Origin of the sequence: Pseudoalteromonas sp. BSi20495 (assembly GCF_000241185.1) — a bacterium.
Lineage (GTDB): Bacteria > Pseudomonadota > Gammaproteobacteria > Enterobacterales > Alteromonadaceae > Pseudoalteromonas > Pseudoalteromonas fuliginea.
The window spans coordinates 37,379-56,771 of the sequence record NZ_BADY01000117.1 but is presented as its reverse complement, the minus strand read 5'-3'; the positions used below and the strand labels follow the sequence as shown (position 1 = coordinate 56,771).

Genomic DNA, 19,393 nt, shown 5'->3' with positions numbered 1-19,393 from the left:
GCATAAAAAAACCACTACCAGCTTGTATAATGAATTTTAAAACCTGATAAATTGCCTTTTAGTCTTTTTGTTAGATTAACTTTGGTGTTGACTTAAAGGGCCTAGCGCGGTACTAATATAAAAAGAGAGCGAAGGAATAACCTTCGCGATAATTGAACAAAATTTGGTATTAATTACATGCTTACAAACGCACTTAACCTAGTCCTGATTATTATCGTGGTGATTATTCCCGCGAGGGCTTCGTAGTGCTTTAAAAACTTAAGCATTAAAAAAGCCCTCCGCACTTAACCGTCGGAGGGCTTTTTAGTTTTAAGGGCAAAGTTTTTAGCGTAAAAATGTAATTGGGTTGTCACTGAGGAATGAGGGTTTATTAATGACAGGCGCAGAACTAACAATCGACTTATTGGCCAAACACGGCGTAAATGAAGTATTTGGCTACCCAGGCGGAGCTATTATGCCAATTTACGATGCGCTGTATGGCGCGCCAGTCAAACACTACCTAACTCGCCATGAGCAAGGTGCAGGGTTTGCAGCAGTTGGTTATGCTCGCAGCACACGTAAATTAGGCGTATGTTTTGCAACATCGGGCCCAGGTGCAACTAATTTAATAACCGCTCTTGCTGATGCGATGATGGACTCAGTACCATTATTGGCGATCACTGGCCAAGTGCCTACTGCAGCTATTGGTTCAGATGCGTTTCAAGAAATAGATGTACTAGGTATGTCGCTTTCGTGTACTAAGCACAGCTACATGGTAGAACGAGCTGAAGACTTAGCAGAGATATTACAAGAAGCGATTCATTTAGCGCAAAGCGGCCGCCCTGGTCCTGTACTTGTCGATATCCCAAAAGATATTCAAATGGCGCAAGTCCCTTTTAAACCTTGGCTAGCAGCTGATGAATACTTACCAGAGTTAGATTTAAAGCAAGTTGCTATTGCTAATCAATTGTTGAGTGAGGCTAAACAGCCTGTAGCGTATGTAGGTGGTGGTGTACAAGCCGCTGATGCGCAAGACGAGCTAATGCAATTTTTAAATAAAACGCAGATGCCAGCTGTATCAACACTTAAAGCGTTGGGTAGTGTGTTACCAGATTACGAACATTACTTAGGTATGTTGGGTATGCATGGTGGTCAAGCTGCTAATATCGCAGTACAAGAATGTGATGTACTTGTATGTATAGGGGCGCGCTTTGATGACCGCGTAACAGGTAACTTAGCTAAATTTGCAGCTAAAGCTAAAGTAATCCATTTAGATATCGATGCTGCTGAAGTCGGTAAGCGAAAACCTGCTAAAGCTTCATTAATTGCTGATTTAAAAACGTCGCTACCCGCACTGGAGTGCTTTGTAACCCCTAAAGCGTGGTGTGACACAAATAAAGAAATGAATATTAAGCATGCGTGGCGTTACGACTACCCAGGTGAGAAGGTTTTTGCACCGTACTTATTAAACCAACTAAGCCAACGCATGCCAAATACAGGGGTTGTGTGCTGCGATGTGGGTCAGCATCAAATGTGGGTAGCACAACACATGAAGTTTACTCACCCGAGTAATCATTTAAGTAGTGGTGGTGCAGGCACAATGGGCTTTGGTTTACCTGCGGCTATTGGCGCGCAAGTAGCACGCCCTGATGACTTTGTTATTACTGTATCGGGCGATGGCTCAATAATGATGAATATTCAAGAGTTGGCCACGATTCGCCGTAATAATTTACCTGTAAAAATATTAATTTTAGATAACCAACGTTTAGGGATGGTTCGCCAATGGCAGGAACTATTTTTTGAAGGGCGTTATTCTGAAACTAACCTGTCGGATAACCCAGACTTTGTTCAATTAGCCGCTGTATTTGGTATTCCTGGGCAAACAATAACTCACGCTAATCAAGTTGATGATGCGATAACTGCATTAGTTAATAGTAAAGGGCCGTACATAGTACATGCCTGTATTGATGATAAAGAAAATGTTTGGCCACTTGTACCACCTGGGGCTGCTAACGACGAAATGATGACGGAGAAAGCAAAATGAAACATAGCCTAACTATTGCATTAAAAAGCCAAAGTATAGCGGTAGAGCGCTTTTTACGAGTGGTGCGTCATCGTGGTTTTGACCTTACGCATTTTCAGCTCAATATGGATGATGGTTTTTATAATGTAGACATGACGGTAGATAGTGATAAACCAATTTACCTATTAACCAGCCAGTTAAATAAGCTGGTGGATGTCAAAGAAGTCACTTTACAAAATTTACAGCAACAACAGGCTGTGTAATTACGAATTAAAAAATAATTTACGAGTAACTGAGTCTCTCGGTTATTCACCAATTTTAGAATGAGGAATGCCCGCTTATATTGCGGCAAAAACTGAGGTAACTATGGCTAAATTAAGAAGTGCAACAACAACTGAAGGACGTAAACGTGCAGGCGCAAGAGCATTATGGCGCGCAACAGGTATGACAGACTCTGATTTTGGTAAACCGATTATTGCCGTAGTTAACTCGTTTACACAATTTGTACCAGGGCATGTACACCTTAATCAGCTTAGTGAGCTTATGGGTGAGACGATAACCCAAGCGGGTGGCGTTCCTAAAGAATTTAATACCATTGCTATTGATGATGGCATTGCGATGGGACACGGCGGTATGCTTTATTCGCTGCCTTCACGCGATTTAATTGCTGACTCGGTTGAATACATGGTGAATGGTCACTGCGCCGATGCGATGATTTGTATTTCAAACTGCGACAAAATCACTCCTGGGATGATGCTTGCAGCGCTACGTTTAAACATACCGGTAATATTTGTATCGGGCGGCCCAATGGAAGCGGGTAAAACTAAACTTGCTAACATCGACATTAAACTTGATTTAGTCGATGCCATGGTTAAAGGCGCTGATGAATCGGTAAGTGATGCAGATTCAGAACAAGTTGAGCGCTCTGCATGTCCAACATGTGGTTCGTGTTCAGGCATGTTTACTGCAAACTCAATGAACTGTCTGCTAGAAGCAATAGGTTTAGCATTGCCAGGTAACGGCACGACGCTTGCTACTCATAAAGACCGTAAACAACTTTATGTTGAAGCGGGGGCTCGTATTGTTGATTTATGTCGTGAGTATTATCAAAAAGATAATCAAGATGTATTGCCACGTGCTATTGCTAACAAAACAGCCTTTATGAATGCAATGGTTGTTGATATTGCAATGGGTGGCTCGTCAAATACGGTATTACATTTACTTGCTGCAGCGCAAGAAGCGGGCGTTGATTTTGATATGTCGCACATTGATGCGCTTTCTCGTAAAACACCGTTTTTATGTAAAGTGGCACCAGCAACACCAGAGTATCATATTGAAGATGTACATCGTGCTGGTGGCATGATGGCAGTTGTACGCGAGCTTGGTAAAGCGGGCTTAGTTGATATGTCGGTTAATCATGTCGCTGGGTCAACTATGGCCGAGCTTGTTAAAAAATGGGATGCAACAGATCCTACTAACGAAGCGGCGCGCAAATTTTACCGTGCGGGTCCTGCGGGCATTCGTACAACTAAAGCAATGAGCCAAGAGTGTCGTTGGGACGAGGGCGATAATGACCGTGTGAATGGGTGTATTCGAAGCGTTGAACACGCTTTTCGCCAAGACGGTGGTTTAGCTGTGCTTTCGGGTAATCTAGCTGTTGATGGTTGTGTTGTAAAAAGTGCTGGCGTAGTTGATGAAATGCTACATTTTGAAGGCACCGCCATTGTATACGAATCACAAGATGATTCAGTAGAAGGGATTTTAAATAACGAAGTAAAAGCCGGTGATGTTGTTGTTATTCGTTATGAAGGGCCTAGAGGCGGGCCAGGTATGCAAGAAATGCTATACCCAACTAGCTACTTAAAATCAAAAGGCCTAGCTGAAAAATGTGCACTTATTACTGATGGTCGCTTTTCGGGTGGTACTTCGGGTTTATCAATTGGTCATGTGTCACCAGAGGCAGCAAGTGGTGGTGCAATTGCTTATGTTGAAAATGGCGACAAAATCATTATTGATATCGCAACCCGTGAAATTACGTTAGCGTTAAGTGATGAAGAGCTTGAAGCACGTAAACAAAAACAATTAGCACGCGGAAAACTGGCGTACAAACCAGTAGATCGTGAGCGCTATGTATCGTCTGCTTTAAAGGCTTATGCATTACTTGCAACAAGTGCTGATAAAGGCGCAGTGCGCGACTTAGCTAAATTGGAGGCGCTTAGTTAATTATGGTCTCTCAAGAGCTCGATTATTTTCGCGCTATTATTCAAGCAAACATGGAGCCTTTGGCTAAAGTTACCGAGGTCAGCGAAATGGCTGAGCTTGGTGCTAAATTAGGTAACCATGTTTGGTTAAAGCGTGAAGACCAACAGCCCGTGTATTCATTTAAATTACGCGGTGCGTATAACAAATTAAATAAATTACCTAAAGGCTCAGTAGTGATTACTGCTTCTGCGGGTAATCATGCTCAAGGGGTTGCACTAAGTGCTTCTCACTTAGGGCATCAAGCTACAATTGTAATGCCAGTAACAACGCCTGAAATAAAAGTAAGTGCGGTACGCGCGCTTGGCGGTGAAGTTGTGCTACATGGGCATCATTTTGATGCCGCAAAAGCACATGCGCTTGAGCTTACAGAGCAACGAAACGGTATATTTGTTCCACCATTTGATGACCCTGACGTCATTGTTGGTCAAGGTACTGTGGCGCGCGAGTTAATGCAGCAATTAAACGAGCTTGATGCTGTGTTTATTCCTGTTGGCGGCGGTGGCTTACTTGCTGGTATGGCGGTTTATATTAAATCGCTGCGTCCAGATATAAAAGTAATTGGCGTAGAAGCCGATGAAAGTGCATGTTTACAAGCTGCACTTAAAGCCGGTAAACCGGTAGAGCTTGATCGCGTTGGCAGTTTTGCCGATGGCGTAGCGGTTAAAATTATTGGCACTGAAACATTTCGCTTAGCGCAAAAGTTTTGTGATGAAGTTATAACCGTTACCAGCGACGAAATATGTGCTGCCATGCAGGATATTTTTGTATCTACCCGTGCAATTGCAGAGCCTTCAGGTGCACTTGCAACGGCAGGGCTTAAAAAGTGGAGCCAACAGTCAGGGTTAAAAGGGTTACATTTAGCGGCTGTGCTTTCGGGTGCTAATTTAAACTTTGATCGCCTGCGTTATGTTGCAGAGCGCACTGCGCTGGGTGAAAAAAACGAAGCGTTATTAGCGGTTACTATTAAAGAAGAAAAAGGCAGTTTTAAACAGTTTTGTGCTTCTTTAGGTGGCCGTGCTATTACTGAGTTTAACTACCGTTATGCAGGACCTGGTGAAGCACAAATATTTGTAGGTATTGCCCTGCGCCAAGGCGAGCAAGAGCTTAATGAGCTAAAGCAAGACTTAACAAATAATGATTACCAATTTTGCGACCTGTCGGATAACGAACTCGCTAAATTACATGTGCGCTATATGGTTGGCGGAAAAGCACCAGAGCAATTACATGAGCGCTTACTTCGCTTTGAATTTCCTGAATATCCAGGTGCGCTTGCACGCTTTTTAGATACTTTAGGTAGTAATTGGAACATTACCTTATTTCATTATCGTAATCACGGTGGTTCTATGGGGAATGTACTGGCAGGTTTTGCTATTGAGCCAAGTCAGTATGAGATGTTTAACGAGCACTTAAACCGTTTAGGTTACAGTGTACAAGATGAAACACAAAATCCGTGCTTTAGCCAATTTTTAACATCAAAGCCGCAAGCAGAAAAAGCCGAAAAACTCGCCTCTGTATAGTCCTTCTTTAAAGGCAGGCACCTAACTAGGGTGCTTGCTTTATCGCAAATTTTACATATAGTTACAGGTAATCGTCATACTTTTTGAGGGCACTTGGTTGCTATTAAAAGGATTAATTTTTGTATTGTGTTTTTTTTGTAGTCACATAGTGGCGCAAGAATCAGTTACATTACAGCTAAAATGGACGCATCAGTTTCAGTTTGCCGGTTATTATATGGCAGAGCAAAAAGGCTTTTATAATGAAGCAGGCCTTGATGTAACTATAAAACCAGCTAATCCAATGATGCCTGATACTTTTGGTCCTGTTGCCAATGGAGAAGCACAGTTTGGTGTCGGACATTCAGGCATTTTACAGCAACGTATTAATGGACAACCTCTTGTTGCTATGGCTGCCTTATTACAGTTTTCACCTTACTGCTGGATGGTTAAAGACACGTCTGATATTTTTCATCCACGTGACTTTGTTAATAAACGTATCACTGCGGTGAGCAAAAATGATGGCACCGAACTACTTATTATGCTTAAACGCAGTGGCGTTGATGTCGGTAAACTCAAACTTTACGATGGCGAAAATCCAGATCAGGCTTGGATTGAAAACAAGCTAGATGCTATGCAAGTATATGTTACTAACCAGCCGTACTACATGACTCAGCAAGGCGTATCTCACCGGCTTATATGCCCACAGCGTTATGGTATGGATGTATATGGAGATATTTTATTTACCAGCGAAAGTATGCTTAAAAAAAATCCGCAAACGGTGGAAAAGTTTTATCAAGCAAGCCTAAAAGGCTGGCGCTATGCAATGATGAATATGGATGAAGCTATTGCGGTAACCCAGCAAAGATATGCACCGAGTAAAAGTTTTCATCAGCTCGCTTTTGAGGCCGAAGTACTAAGGGATTATATAACGCCACCCACGACCAGTTTAGGGCATATGTCGATAGCAAAATGGCGTTTAATTGCTGATCTATATGCAATTGAGCAAAATGAATTTGATGAGGTGAAAGCGAATTTTATATATAAATATCAAGAACCCGAAAAAGTGCAGTTATCGTGGATGTTAATTGCTGCGATGATTATTAGTATTGTTTCTATTCCTCTGTATTTACGTTTAATATTCAGCAAAAAATAACCACTTAATGAGAGTTCATCGAGCTGGTATAATTAATTGTCTTTTTTATACTTTAAGCAGTTATGACTTTAGCGGAACAATTTTTTGCACTTGATTCATTACTCATGCGTAATCGTCATTATTGGCAGTGCACTGCGTTTGATTTTGACGCGATTCCTTGGGGAGATCTGCAAGATACACTCAATAATCTAACGGATGATCAAGTAATCGCACTTGATAATGATCAAGATAAACTATATCAATTTTTTAGCAATCATATAAACCAACTTGATGAGCTCGCTAATTTATGCGAATTACCTAGCACCGCACACGCGAAAGTTGATTATCCTTTTTGGCTGAGTAACGGCATTAAAGGCCGTAAATTTGAGCAGTTAAAAGATTTTGTATCTGCACTACCTAATACTAAGCAACCAGTTTTAGAATGGTGCGCCGGTAAAGGGCACTTAGGGCGAATGCTTGCGTTTAATGGCGCAAGTAATGTGCATAGTATTGAACTGCAACAAAGCTTATGCGAGCAAGGACAAAAAAGTGTACAGCAACAAGGCTTGGTAATGCACTTTAGCCAAGCAAATGTATTAAAAGACGATATCACTCAATTTTTTAATACAGATATGCATGCTGTAGCACTTCACGCATGTGGAGGTTTACACCAAACATTTATGCGCCAAGCAAGTTTAGCAAAAGTACAACAAATTAGTTTTTCACCTTGTTGTTATCATTTATTTACGGCTAATGAATACCTTGCAATGAGTGAGGTTGCAAAACAAAGTGGACTAAACCTAACACACCGCGATTTAAAGCTCGCTTTACAAGAAACTGTTACTGCGCCTTCTCGTTTAGAAAAAGTGCGCAAAACAGAACTAGAATGGCGACTCGGTTTTGATGCACTAAGAAAGTCGATTACTGGCGAACAACACTACGTAAGTGTTCCTTCGGTTAATAAAGCTATATTCTCAGATTCGTTTAAATCATTTTGCGGATGGGCAGCAGAAAAAAAGACACTAAACATACCTCAAGATACTGATTACAATAAATATTTATCTATTGGGCAGGCTCGAAAAAAAATAACTGATCGCGTTGAACTGGTTCGACATGTGTTCAGAAGGGCAATTGAGGTTTGGCTTGTGCTCGATCGTGCTTTATATTTGCAACAGCAAGGCTATCAAGTAAGCGTTAAAACGTTTTGTGAAAAGCAGTTAACGCCTCGCAATATTTTGATTCTTGCTAATATCCACTAAATTTCCGCCCTCGACTTAATAAGAGATGCAATGAGAAAGTTAAAAAATTTATTCGATAACAATAAACGTTGGGCTGCTCGTACAAGTGAAGCAGACCCTGAGTTTTTTAAAATTTTATCTATGCAACAAAATCCTGAATATTTATGGATTGGTTGCTCAGACTCTCGTGTACCTGCTAATCAAATAGTTGATTTACTACCAGGCGAATTATTTGTACATCGTAACGTTGCTAACGTGGTTGTACATACCGATCATAACTGTTTATCGGTTATGCAGTACGCTGTAGAGGTTTTAAAAGTAAAACATATCATGGTTGTGGGGCATTACGGTTGTGGTGGCGTACAAGCCGTTTTAAGCAATGCAAAATTTGGCTTTATTGACAACTGGCTACGCCATGTAGGGGATGTAAAAGAAAAGCACCTTGAACAACTTGACGCAATGCCAGAAAGCGAACGATTAAGCCGCCTTATTGAGCTAAATGTAATAGAGCAAGTACGTAATGTATGCCGTACTAATATAGTGCAAGATGCGTGGGAGCGTGGCCAAGAGCTAAGCGTTCATGGTTGGGTGTATGGTTTAGAAAACGGGCATCTTCATGATCTAGAATCTGTAGTGACGTGCGCGAGCGAAGAAACGCAAAGCTATAAAAGAGCAGTACAACACGTACTTAATAAAGTGGGTGAGAGTAAATAAATTCATGACTAAAACGGCGGTATTAATTGGTGCTACAGGTTTGGTCGGTAATGAGTTGCTCCATAAGCTACTTAATAGCGAGCATTATACTAAAGTGGTTACGTTGAGCCGTCGGGCTTTGCCTATTTTACACGCAAAGCTAGTTAATCATGTTATTGATTTTGAAAAATTAACTCAATACGTTGAGCTGTTTAAAGGTGACGTATTGTTTTCGTGTTTGGGCACCACCCGTAAGCAAGCTGGATCGATACAAGCTCAGCGTAAAGTTGATTTTGATTATCAGTTTATAGCGGCGCAGTTAGCGGCATGTAATGGCGTTACGCATTATTGTTTAGTGTCATCAAGCGGGGCGAACACGCACAGCAATAGCCCTTATTTAAAAATGAAGGGTGAGCTTGAGCAGCATATAAAAGCACTCGCTTTTGATAAAGTCAGCATTTTTCAACCGTCTTTATTGTTAGGTGATCGTGAGCAATTTAGAGTGGCAGAAAAAATAGGCAGTATTATTTTTCCTGTTATTACACGACTTCCATTTTTAAAGCGTTACAAACCAATAACTGGCGAGCAAGTTGCGCAAAAAATGCTGAGTGTGAGTTTAGAGCAACAGACTAAGTTATTTTATTACGTACTTGATGAGCTATTTGAATAAACTTAGTAAAACGCAAAAGGCAGCCTAAGCTGCCTTTGTAATTATTCAGTATCAGTCTCAGTGCTAAGTTGTTGCTCAAGCAATGCAACTTTAGCTTCAAGTTCGGTTAACTTTTCGCGAGTACGAATAAGTACTTGGCTTTGCACATCAAATTCTTCACGGCTCACAAAGTCCATCTCAGCAAGCTTGTTTTGTAAAACTTGCTTTGTTTTACCTTCGAGTGTGTCTGCTAGGTTTTTTACACCTTGTGGCATATTGCTAGTAATTTGCTTAGCAATTTCTTCAAGTTTTGCTGGGTTGATCATATTTGTCCCTTCGGCATTGCCTAAATGATAATAACTAATATTACCTTATACCCACGGTATTTAACACATGATCATCTTTACCTTAATTAATTAAGGCAATTGCTATGCTCGCAGTAATGGTTACGTTAAAATTGCACGTCTTTTAAATTTCTTTGGTCGTTATGAAACTCAATCCTAAACAAGATGAAGCCGTAAAATATATTAGTGGTCCATGCTTGGTACTCGCAGGCGCAGGCTCTGGTAAAACCCGTGTTATTACGAATAAAATCGCTTATTTAGTGAAAAAATGTGAGTACAAAGCACGAAATATAGCCGCCGTTACTTTTACCAATAAAGCAGCTAAAGAAATGCGTGAGCGAGTACTGCAAACGCTCGGTAAGCAAGACGCTAAAGGTTTATGGGTATCAACGTTTCATACACTCGGTTTAGAAATAATAAAAAAGAATTAAGCACATTGGGGTTTAAACCTGGCTTTTCGTTATTTGATGATCAAGATACTAATCAGCTTCTTAGTGAGCTCACCGAAGACGAACTAAAAAAAGACAAAGACCTACTCAAACTACTTAAAATGGAAATTGGTAGTTGGAAAAACGAATTAGTACTGCCAGAGCAAGCAATACGTGAAGCGCGCGATGCGCAAAAAGCCTTGTTTGCACAGCTTTATGCTCGCTATCAAAATCAGCTACGTGCATATAACGCACTGGATTTTGATGATTTAATTATGATCCCTACCTTGTTACTCACTAATAATGCCACTTCCCGTGAGCGTTGGCAGCAACGCTTTAAATATTTGCTGGTGGATGAGTATCAAGATACCAATACAAGCCAATATCAACTTGTTAAATTGCTAGTAGGCGAGCGTGCCCGTTTTACCGTGGTAGGTGATGACGACCAATCAATTTATTCTTGGCGTGGTGCACGTCCGCAAAACTTAGTGTTATTAGGTAAAGACTACCCAGGGCTCAGACTAATAAAGCTTGAGCAAAATTATCGAAGTGCAGGGCGAATACTAAAAGCGGCTAACATTTTAATTGCCAATAACCCACATGACATAGAGAAAAAGTTATTTAGTGAACTAGGTTATGGTGAGCCGATTAAAGTAATAGGGTGCCGCGATGAAGAGCATGAATCTGAGCGCGTAGTTGCTGAAATAATCTCACATAAGTTTATGAAGCGAACCAGCTATAAAGATTACGCGATTTTATATCGTGGTAATCATCAAGCACGTGGCTTTGAAAAATCACTAATGAGTAACCGTATCCCTTATAAAATTAGTGGCGGTATGTCGTTTTTCGCTCGCTCAGAAATTAAAGATATTATGGCGTATTTACGTTTGCTAGTTAATCAAGATGATGACAATGCTTTTTTACGTATCGTAAATACACCGCGACGCGAAATAGGTACGGTTACCCTTGAAAAGCTTGGTACGCTTGCTAATGAAAAACATGCGAGCTTGTTTGCTACTTGCTTTGATAACGATTTAGGCTACAGATTAAAAGGGCGTGGCTTTAATGCGCTTGCTGGGTTTGCTCGTTGGGTTGTTGAGCTATCTGATAACGCGGTACGAAGCGACACGCTTGAAGCAGTTAAAGACTTGGTGCGTAATATTAACTACGAGGCGTATTTGTACGAGTCGTCCCCTAGCGCAAAAGCCGCTGAAATGCGCATGAAAAATGTATCCGAGCTATATCGCTGGATCACCGATATGTTGACCGGTGATGCCGATAACGAACCAATGACATTGGCTGAGGTTGTTAGTAAGCTAACCCTTCGCGATATGCTTGAGCGTAACGAAGAAGAAGATGAAACTGATGCAGTGCACTTATCAACACTACATGCATCAAAGGGCTTAGAGTACCCATACGTATTTATGGTGGGTATGGAAGAGGGCTTACTTCCGCATCAGGTCAGTATTGATGAGGACAACGTAGATGAAGAGCGCCGCTTAGCTTATGTTGGTATTACTCGCGCACAGCAGGAGTTAACACTTACTTATGCAAAAATTCGTCGTCAATTTGGTGAAACCTCACAAACTGAGTTAAGCCGATTTGTACAAGAGTTACCGCAGGACGATCTCGCGTTCGAAAACAAAAAGGCGCCAAATACGCAAGCAGAGCGCATGGAAAAAGGCCAAGCAAGAGTCGCTAATTTACGGGCTATGTTTAATAAAAAACCTGAGTAATTAACTACTATAAAGGGTAATTTCTTAGCTGAGCTGTGATTGCGTTGTGCTTGTTGGAGATTGCTCAGCGCAAACAAGAGAATGTTGTTTACCGACAAAAAAAGCTAAACCGTGTTTATCTAATAATGTTCTAAAGTTGAGTATTGATGGGCCCTTGGCTATTACCTTTATTGTTTTAAGTTTAGTTATTGCTAATACGCCTTGTAACTGAAAATCATAGCTTTCCTGCTGTAGAATACGCTTGCTAAATGTTGAACTTAGTAATAAATAGTCGAAGTTAACGTCGGTTAATAAATTAAGTTCACATCTATCTCTAGCAAAATTGTTTAATCCAATGGAGTAGCCAAGCTGGGGAAGTTTTTTTAGATTTTCGAGTTGTGTAGCACATGCATGGCGAATTTCTTGCTCATCAAATAATAGACAAAGCTGGCTTTGGCCAATTTGTTTGCTCAGTACTTCGGTGAATAAAGTAAATTCATGAGGCTCTAATAACAGGCAAGAGCAGGGCACAAGTGCCATACTTACATTAGCTTCAAGCGCTTGTGCATAAGCTCGTTGTAGTAGCTGTAATTCTACCTCAAGATGCTGTTCTTTGTCGGATGCAAACTTTTTCAAAATATCAAAGCTAGTAAAACCAAGTATTGGGTGTTCACCAAATGCTTCAAATAATGATTCAGATTGATGTTGCTCATCTAAGGTAATAATTTCTGAGCTTCTAAAGCTCATTGGTAATGCATCTAAATGATGCAATATATGTAATTCTTGCTGTGATACTGATTGTGACAAGAGTGGATGAAATAACTCGTAGCGATTTCGGCCCGAATTTTTTGCATAATACATAGCTGCATCAGCATCGCGAATAATTTCGTCTGTGTGTGTATAGTCGTGCTTTGAGTAGGTTATTCCTATACTCGCGCCGCTTTGAAGAGAGGTACCTTTTAAACTAAATGGTTTCTTCATTAAATCAATAATACGATTTGCAACGTCTTCCGCTTGCTGTGGCTCGGTTAAATGCGTTAATAAAATAACAAATTCATCCCCGCCTAAGCGAGCAAGTAAATCGTGCTCGCGTATGCACTGAGAAAATAGCTCTGCGACACTAATTAAAAATTGATCACCGGCATGATGTCCTAACTGGTCGTTTATATCTTTAAATTTGTCTAAATCTATAAATAACACAGCAAAATGATGTTCAGGAAAGCGTTGAAAATGTTGTAGCGTTTTTTCTAGTTGTGTTAAAAATAAACTACGATTAGGCAAACTAGTGAGAGAGTCATGATGTGCATCATGATAAAGCTGCTGTTCTATTTTTTTTCGCTCTTCCATTTGCATTTGTAAATGTAAATTAGTTTGACGTAACTCTTTCGTTTTTTCGCTCACCCGAAACTCTAGCTCTTGGTGGCTTTTTTTTATTGCTTGGTTAGCTAGTTTGGTTTGCAATACAGCTGCAATTTGATGCGATACAAAGGTGATAAGTTCGCAATCATCTTGGTTAAAAATATGTTTGTTGTAATAGGCTTGGCAAACAATTAAACCCATAACTCCTTGCGAGGTCTTTAGTGGAGCACCCAACCAACTGGTGGCCATTTGCTCTTTTTTTACTGGTTTAGCTCGTTGTACTACGCCTTTCTCTATTAATTTTTTTGCTCTGCACGGATGTATAAGTTGTGTTTCTTCGGTGCTTATAACTAGCTCACTATAGCCTTTAGCAAAGCGTCTTGGTTGCGTATTATCTTTAAATTCATCAACACAATAAGGAAAGCTGATCCAGCCAGATTCTTTATCATAAAGTGCAATATATAAATTTTCTGCATAGGTAATTGTTTTTATTATTTCATGTATTTTAACGTAAGCATCGTTAAGGTTTTTAGCTTGAGTCGCTAATTCTGAAATTTTAAATAGAATTTGTTGACGTTGAAGTGCGCGTTTTCGTTGCTCTATTTCTAGGTTTAATGCGTCATTACTCTGAGTGAGTGCACGGGTACGAATTTTAACTTCTGATTCTAATAGCTCTCGCTTTTTAACACGCTCTATTGCTGTTGCTAAGTAAAGTGACATAACCTCAAGCAATTGTATTTGCTGGTCACTGTAACCTTTTCGAGTATCGTAACTTTGTGCAGCGAGCACACCAATGATATTTCTTTCCTGATAAACAGGTACGCCAACCCAATGCTCGGCGGGGGTGCCTAATGCTTTAAATAAACCTTTTGCAGCTGCGTCTTGCATTTGCTGCTTAGTAAAACAGGTTGTTTTGCCTTGTTTAAATACATAGCCAGTCGCGCCTTCATCAAAGCTGTTTGTTTGGTTGAGTGCAACTGCAATTCCATCTTTTTCATCTGAAAAGTAAGAAAGTTCTAATGATTGTGTGTCTTGATTCGATAAAACGACATAAAAACTTTTACTAGGCACATATTTTTGTAAAATGTCATGGATAGCGGGATATAACAGAGTTAACTCAGCAACAGTACTAGCTTGCTCTGATAGTTGGATCAGCGCATTTTGTAGGTGATGGGATTGTTTGTACTTTTCGAGTAGCACTTTAAGGCGCTTGTTTTGATACGCTAACTTACTCGATGCTGAGAGTTTATCTTCCAATGACGTTAACCGACTATTATTATTGTATAGTTATTAGCCTTATAATTTCATTTTTAGCGGCGATCGTCAAGTGGATATTACCCTAATTAAGGCGCTAAAAGCGTTAAAAAGGTATTAAAAAAGGCTTACCCATAGGTAAACCTTTTTTATTTTACAAATACTTATTTAGATGTCATAAAATCGATTGCAGCGCTTATCTCATCATCAGAACAATCCATACAAGTGCCTTTTGGCGGCATTGCATTAAAACCATTAATTGCATGCCCAAGTAAAGTGTCTTTACCTTTAGCTATGCGTGGAGCCCAATCGTCAGCTGACTTTGGCGCGCCTAGTGCACCAGTGCCATGACATGCAAAACATGCCCCCTGATATACTTGCTCACCAGAACGTGGGCCTGTAGGTACTGCAGCAACAGCTGCTTTATCACCTTCAAGATACACAGCACCAACCGGCGCGAGACGTTTTTTAATTGCATCTTCAGTCATAGAGTTATCATATGGCTGTGCGTATGCGGTGGTTGCTAGCAATAATAATGCAGCAGCTGTTAATTTTTTCATTTTGCCTTGCTCACTTCGATTTGAACGTGATCAATCACGATATAGATGACGGAAATTAAACCGATTATAACTCTCTGAGCCAATTTATAAAATGCTAAGAGACGTTTTTATTAATAAAACTGACTACTTTTTGCGTTAACGCAATAAAATTTAATTATTTATTGTTTTTTGTTGAGCAATTTAATAAGCGTAATCAGTCATATAATTAACTTCTTAGATCTTAAGATCAAAATTAATTCATTGTTAATACGCTAGTAACTAGTTTTGCGATCCCCGCATCCGCATCAAGAATCGATTGTGCCAACATGTAAGCAGGAGTGGTAACTAGCTTATTTGCTTCATCGATCACTACATCATCCACTGCGCAGTTAATATGTTTGGCGCCTAATGTGCTTAGTGCTTGTGCTGTATCTACATCGTTACCAATAGTGAGTTGGGCATTATCGTAAATAAATGGGATCAAAGCGGGTGCAATACACATATACCCAGCAGGTTTTTTTGCTTTAGCAAATGCTTTACAAGTATTAAGTACGTCCTGATTGATATTTGCTTTTGTGCCCTTAATTGCAAAGTCGCATAAGTTTTTAGCCGCACCAAAACCACCAGGTACAATTAACGCATCAAATTGAGCTACATCTAGGTCAATCAGGGATTTTATGTCGCCCCGTGCAATACGAGCAGCTTCTGTTAATACATTGCGTTTATCAGGCATAACATCGCCTGTTAAGTGGTTAATGGTATGAAGTTGCTCAATATCAGGTGCAAAACATTGATAAGCCCCGCCATTTTTGGCTATGTGTAATAGCGTTAAAACTACTTCATTAATTTCACTGCCATCGTATACGCCACTTCCTGCTAATATTACAGCTACTTTTTTCATGCTTTTATATTCCTTAATTAAATTTATTAAGCTTATAGTTTGAAGTTTAACATGTACTAAATTGTCTATTTAAATTAATTTCAGTGTGAAAATTGTACGCTAGGTAAGTTGTAATGCGGTATATATCTTTTGGTGATTATAGCTAATGAAAAAAAGTATAAAGGATCGCTATGATCTTTGATCCATTATGCTAGAATACTCGTCCGGTTATTGGGTTGGATGACTATAATCGAAGTGAGTAACAGCGGATGTAGTCGTTAAAAAACCTTTTTCCACATTGGTCTAAAAGAATAAAAAAAGAACCTCGTATTATCTTTTTTAAATTAAAAACATGTAGTTAAAGTATTTTCTAGGCATTGCATTATGCTTTGGAAGATTTTTTTGTGGCTGTTATCTACATACTTATCCACAGCTTGCTCAAGTTGAAATGAGACAATGATTGATAATTCACAGTCGTTTTATTTCCTACCTTATGGCATGCTTACAATCACCTTAATTTTTTGCATTTAGGATCCAAATTCACCATGGCTCAGATCCCCGAAAACCCACTTATTTTAGTTGATGGCTCGTCATATTTATTTCGTGCTTATCATTCTCCGCCGCATTTAACTAATTCTAAAGGTGAGGCTACGGGCGCTATTTATGGCGTGATCAACATGCTTAAAAGCTTGATCAGACAATATGATCCCTCACACATGGTGGTTATATTTGATGCAAAAGGCAAAACGTTCCGTAACGACATGTATAGCGAGTATAAGGCAAATCGTCCGCCTATGCCTGATGACTTACGCACACAAATAGCACCAATACACAGTATTATCAAAGCGATGGGTTTTCCGCTAATTAGCATCGAAGGTGTTGAAGCCGATGATGTTATTGGTACATTTGCACGTATAGCATCAGAGCAAAAACGACATGTACTCGTCTCTACTGGCGATAAAGACATGGCACAGCTTGTTAATGAACACGTTACGCTAATAAACACGATGACCGACAGTATTTCAGATCCCGTTACCGTGGTTGAAAAGTTTGGTGTAGGCCCTGAACTTATTATTGATTACTTAGCATTAATGGGCGATAAGGTCGATAATATTCCGGGTGTTGAAGGTTGTGGGCCTAAAACGGCGGTTAAGTGGTTAGAAAAATATGGCTCGTTGCAAGGTGTAATGGATCACGCAAGTGAGATCAAGGGTAAAATAGGTGAAAAGTTAGCTGCAGCTCTCGATCATCTGCCTTTAAGCTACGAGCTTGCAACAATTAAGTGCGATGTTGAAGTCGAATCAGATCTTGATACGTTCAAACTACAAGAGCCAAATAAAGACGAATTAATTGCACTATATGGTGAGTGCGAATTCCGTCGTTGGTTAGCTGAGTTGCTAGATAACCCTAAAGATGCAGAAACACATCTAGCTGTACCTACCGAAGCCACTGAATTACCAAAAGTAGAAGATGCTCATTACGAAACTATTTTAACGCAAGCGCAATTTGATACGTTAATAGAGCAATTAAATAGTGCCGAGTTATTTGCATTTGATACAGAAACTACCAGCCTTGATTACATGAAAGCGCAATTAGTGGGTATGAGTTTTGCCGTAAAAGCGGGTGAAGCTGTGTATTTACCTCTAGCGCATGACTACCCAGGTGCGCCTGATCAACTAAGCCTTGAATTTGTAATGCAAAAGCTAGGTCCAATTTTGGCCGATGAAAACAAAGCTAAAGTAGGGCAAAACCTTAAATACGACAAAAGTGTATTAGCGAATGCAGGTTTTGCGCTAAATGGTATTAAGTTTGACACCATGCTTGAGTCATACGTATTTAATAGTGTGGGTACACGCCATGATATGGACTCGCTAGCACTTAAATATCTAGGCCATAAAAATATTAGCTTTGAAGATATTGCTGGCAAAGGTAAAAAGCAACTTACCTTCAACCAAATTGAACTTGAAAAAGCTGCGCCTTATGCTGCAGAAGATGCCGATATTACTTTGCGCCTACATGAAGTGCTTTGGCCAAAAATAGCGGCTGATGAAAAGCTAAAATCTGTATTCGAAGATATAGAAATGCCACTTGTTAGTGTGATTTCTGATATTGAACGAACCGGTGTAGCAATAGACAGCAATATGCTTGCAGCGCACAGCCAACGATTAGGCGAGCGTTTAATTGAACTTGAAAAAGAAGCATTTGAAATAGCAGGCGAACCATTTAATTTAAGCTCTCCTAAGCAACTACAAGTATTGTTGTTTGAAAAGCTTGGCCTGCCTATCATCAAAAAAACACCTAAAGGTGCACCTTCTACCGCAGAAGAAGTATTGCAAGAGCTTGCTCATGATTATCCACTACCTAAAGTAATTATAGAGCATCGTGGTTTATCAAAGCTTAAATCAACTTACACCGATAAATTACCATTAATGGTGAATGAGAAAACCCAGCGTGTACATACGTCTTATCATCAGGCAATTACTGCAACGGGGCGCTTGAGTTCAACCGATCCTAATTTACAAAATATTCCTATTCGTTCAGAAGAAGGGCGTCGAATTCGTGAAGCGTTTATAGCTGCAGATGGTTATAAAATTGTCGCTGCCGATTATAGTCAAATTGAGCTGCGCATTATGGCGCACCTTTCACAAGACAAAGGTTTATTAAATGCATTTGCTAACGGCTTAGATGTACACAGTGCAACTGCCGCTGAAGTATTTGGTGTAGAGCTTGATGATGTAACTACCGATATGCGCCGCAAGGCGAAAGCAGTAAACTTTGGCTTAATTTATGGTATGTCGGCATTTGGTTTAGCACGTCAACTAGATGTGCCACGCCATGAAGCGCAGCATTACATAGATAAATACTTTGAGCGTTTTCCTGGTGTATTAGAGTACATGGAAACAACACGCGAAAAAGCAGCTGAAAATGGCTATGTTGAAACAATATTTGGTCGCCGCCTACATTTACCAGAAATAAACGCACGTAATGGCGCGCGCAGGAAAGGAGCCGAACGTGCTGCTATAAACGCACCAATGCAAGGTACTGCCGCCGATATTATTAAAAAAGCAATGCTGAGTGTTAACCGTTGGGTACACGAACAGGCGCCAAATACGATTAAGCTACTAATGCAAGTACACGATGAATTAGTATTTGAAATTAAAACAGACTGCGCACCAGAATATACAAAACATATTTGTGAACTGATGTCGCAAGCTGCAGCGCTTGATGTGCCACTTATTGTTGAAGCCGACGAAGGTGACAACTGGGAACAAGCCCATTAATGCAATTTGAGCATTTTAATTAAAGCGCCTTTTGGCGCTTTTTTTATGTTTAAGTAAAAGGGCGAATAACAGCGATTCAATTAGCTATGTGCAAGCTTTAGTTAAAATAAGGTTAATTTAA

The 19,393-nt window shown here is 40.1% G+C and carries 13 protein-coding genes and 1 pseudogene; 10 read left to right on the top strand and 4 right to left on the bottom strand.

The features are described 5' to 3' along the window. Window positions 1-373 precede the first annotated feature (373 nt). The 8 genes from ilvG (at window position 374) to P20495_RS05820 (ending at window position 9,493) form a co-directional block, all read left to right on the top strand. Window positions 374-2,023: an acetolactate synthase 2 catalytic subunit gene (ilvG, locus tag P20495_RS05785; protein ID WP_008137713.1), complete on the top strand. Its 1,650-nt coding sequence runs from the start codon at window positions 374-376 to the stop codon at window positions 2,021-2,023. Then, on the top strand, window positions 2,020-2,265 hold the full coding sequence (gene ilvM / locus P20495_RS05790; RefSeq protein ID WP_008137711.1) for an acetolactate synthase 2 small subunit: 246 nt from the start codon (window positions 2,020-2,022) through the stop codon (window positions 2,263-2,265). Before ilvG ends, ilvM begins: the two co-directional genes overlap by 4 nt. A 103-nt stretch (window positions 2,266-2,368) precedes the next feature. Beyond that, a complete protein-coding gene (gene ilvD / locus P20495_RS05795) occupies window positions 2,369-4,225 on the top strand; it encodes a dihydroxy-acid dehydratase (RefSeq protein ID WP_033016146.1) in 1,857 nt (618 codons plus the stop codon). A 2-nt stretch (window positions 4,226-4,227) separates the two neighbouring features. After that, window positions 4,228-5,781, top strand: coding sequence for a threonine ammonia-lyase, biosynthetic (gene ilvA, locus P20495_RS05800; protein WP_008137709.1), 1,554 nt, complete (start codon window positions 4,228-4,230; stop codon window positions 5,779-5,781). Window positions 5,782-5,878: 97 nt separating this feature from the next. Further along, complete coding sequence (locus P20495_RS05805) at window positions 5,879-6,913, top strand: ABC transporter substrate-binding protein (protein ID WP_008137706.1); 1,035 nt, start codon at window positions 5,879-5,881, stop codon at window positions 6,911-6,913. A 62-nt stretch (window positions 6,914-6,975) separates the two neighbouring features. Next, window positions 6,976-8,151, top strand: a complete 1,176-nt coding sequence (locus P20495_RS05810; RefSeq protein WP_008137704.1) for a methyltransferase — start codon at window positions 6,976-6,978, stop codon at window positions 8,149-8,151. 30 nt (window positions 8,152-8,181) lie between these two features. Next, window positions 8,182-8,844: a carbonate dehydratase gene (can, locus tag P20495_RS05815; protein ID WP_007377282.1), complete on the top strand. Its 663-nt coding sequence runs from the start codon at window positions 8,182-8,184 to the stop codon at window positions 8,842-8,844. A gap of 4 nt (window positions 8,845-8,848) precedes the next feature. Further along, window positions 8,849-9,493, top strand: coding sequence for an NAD(P)H-binding protein (locus tag P20495_RS05820; RefSeq protein ID WP_008137703.1), 645 nt, complete (start codon window positions 8,849-8,851; stop codon window positions 9,491-9,493). Between the two features lie 41 nt (window positions 9,494-9,534). Here P20495_RS05820 and P20495_RS05825 read toward each other — a convergent pair whose 3' ends face one another. Beyond that, window positions 9,535-9,798 carry an accessory factor UbiK family protein gene (locus P20495_RS05825; RefSeq protein WP_007377280.1) on the bottom strand — a complete coding sequence of 88 codons (264 nt, stop codon included), beginning with the start codon at window positions 9,796-9,798 and terminating at the stop codon, window positions 9,535-9,537. Between the two features lie 161 nt (window positions 9,799-9,959). Here P20495_RS05825 and rep point away from each other — a divergent pair. Next, window positions 9,960-11,980: pseudogene (rep, locus tag P20495_RS22695) on the top strand (DNA helicase Rep). A 24-nt stretch (window positions 11,981-12,004) separates the two neighbouring features. Here the strand turns inward: rep and P20495_RS05835 are convergent. From P20495_RS05835 to elbB, 3 genes are all read right to left on the bottom strand, one after another. Continuing rightward, on the bottom strand, window positions 12,005-14,575 hold the full coding sequence (locus tag P20495_RS05835) for a diguanylate cyclase domain-containing protein (protein WP_008137697.1): 2,571 nt from the start codon (window positions 14,573-14,575) through the stop codon (window positions 12,005-12,007). Between the two features lie 161 nt (window positions 14,576-14,736). Continuing rightward, window positions 14,737-15,132, bottom strand: coding sequence for a cytochrome c5 family protein (locus tag P20495_RS05840; protein WP_007377277.1), 396 nt, complete (start codon window positions 15,130-15,132; stop codon window positions 14,737-14,739). A gap of 232 nt (window positions 15,133-15,364) precedes the next feature. After that, on the bottom strand, window positions 15,365-16,012 hold the full coding sequence (elbB, locus tag P20495_RS05845) for an isoprenoid biosynthesis glyoxalase ElbB (RefSeq protein WP_008137696.1): 648 nt from the start codon (window positions 16,010-16,012) through the stop codon (window positions 15,365-15,367). Between the two features lie 524 nt (window positions 16,013-16,536). Here elbB and polA point away from each other — a divergent pair. Beyond that, window positions 16,537-19,272, top strand: a complete 2,736-nt coding sequence (gene polA, locus P20495_RS05850) for a DNA polymerase I (protein WP_008137694.1) — start codon at window positions 16,537-16,539, stop codon at window positions 19,270-19,272. Window positions 19,273-19,393: the final 121 nt, after the last annotated feature.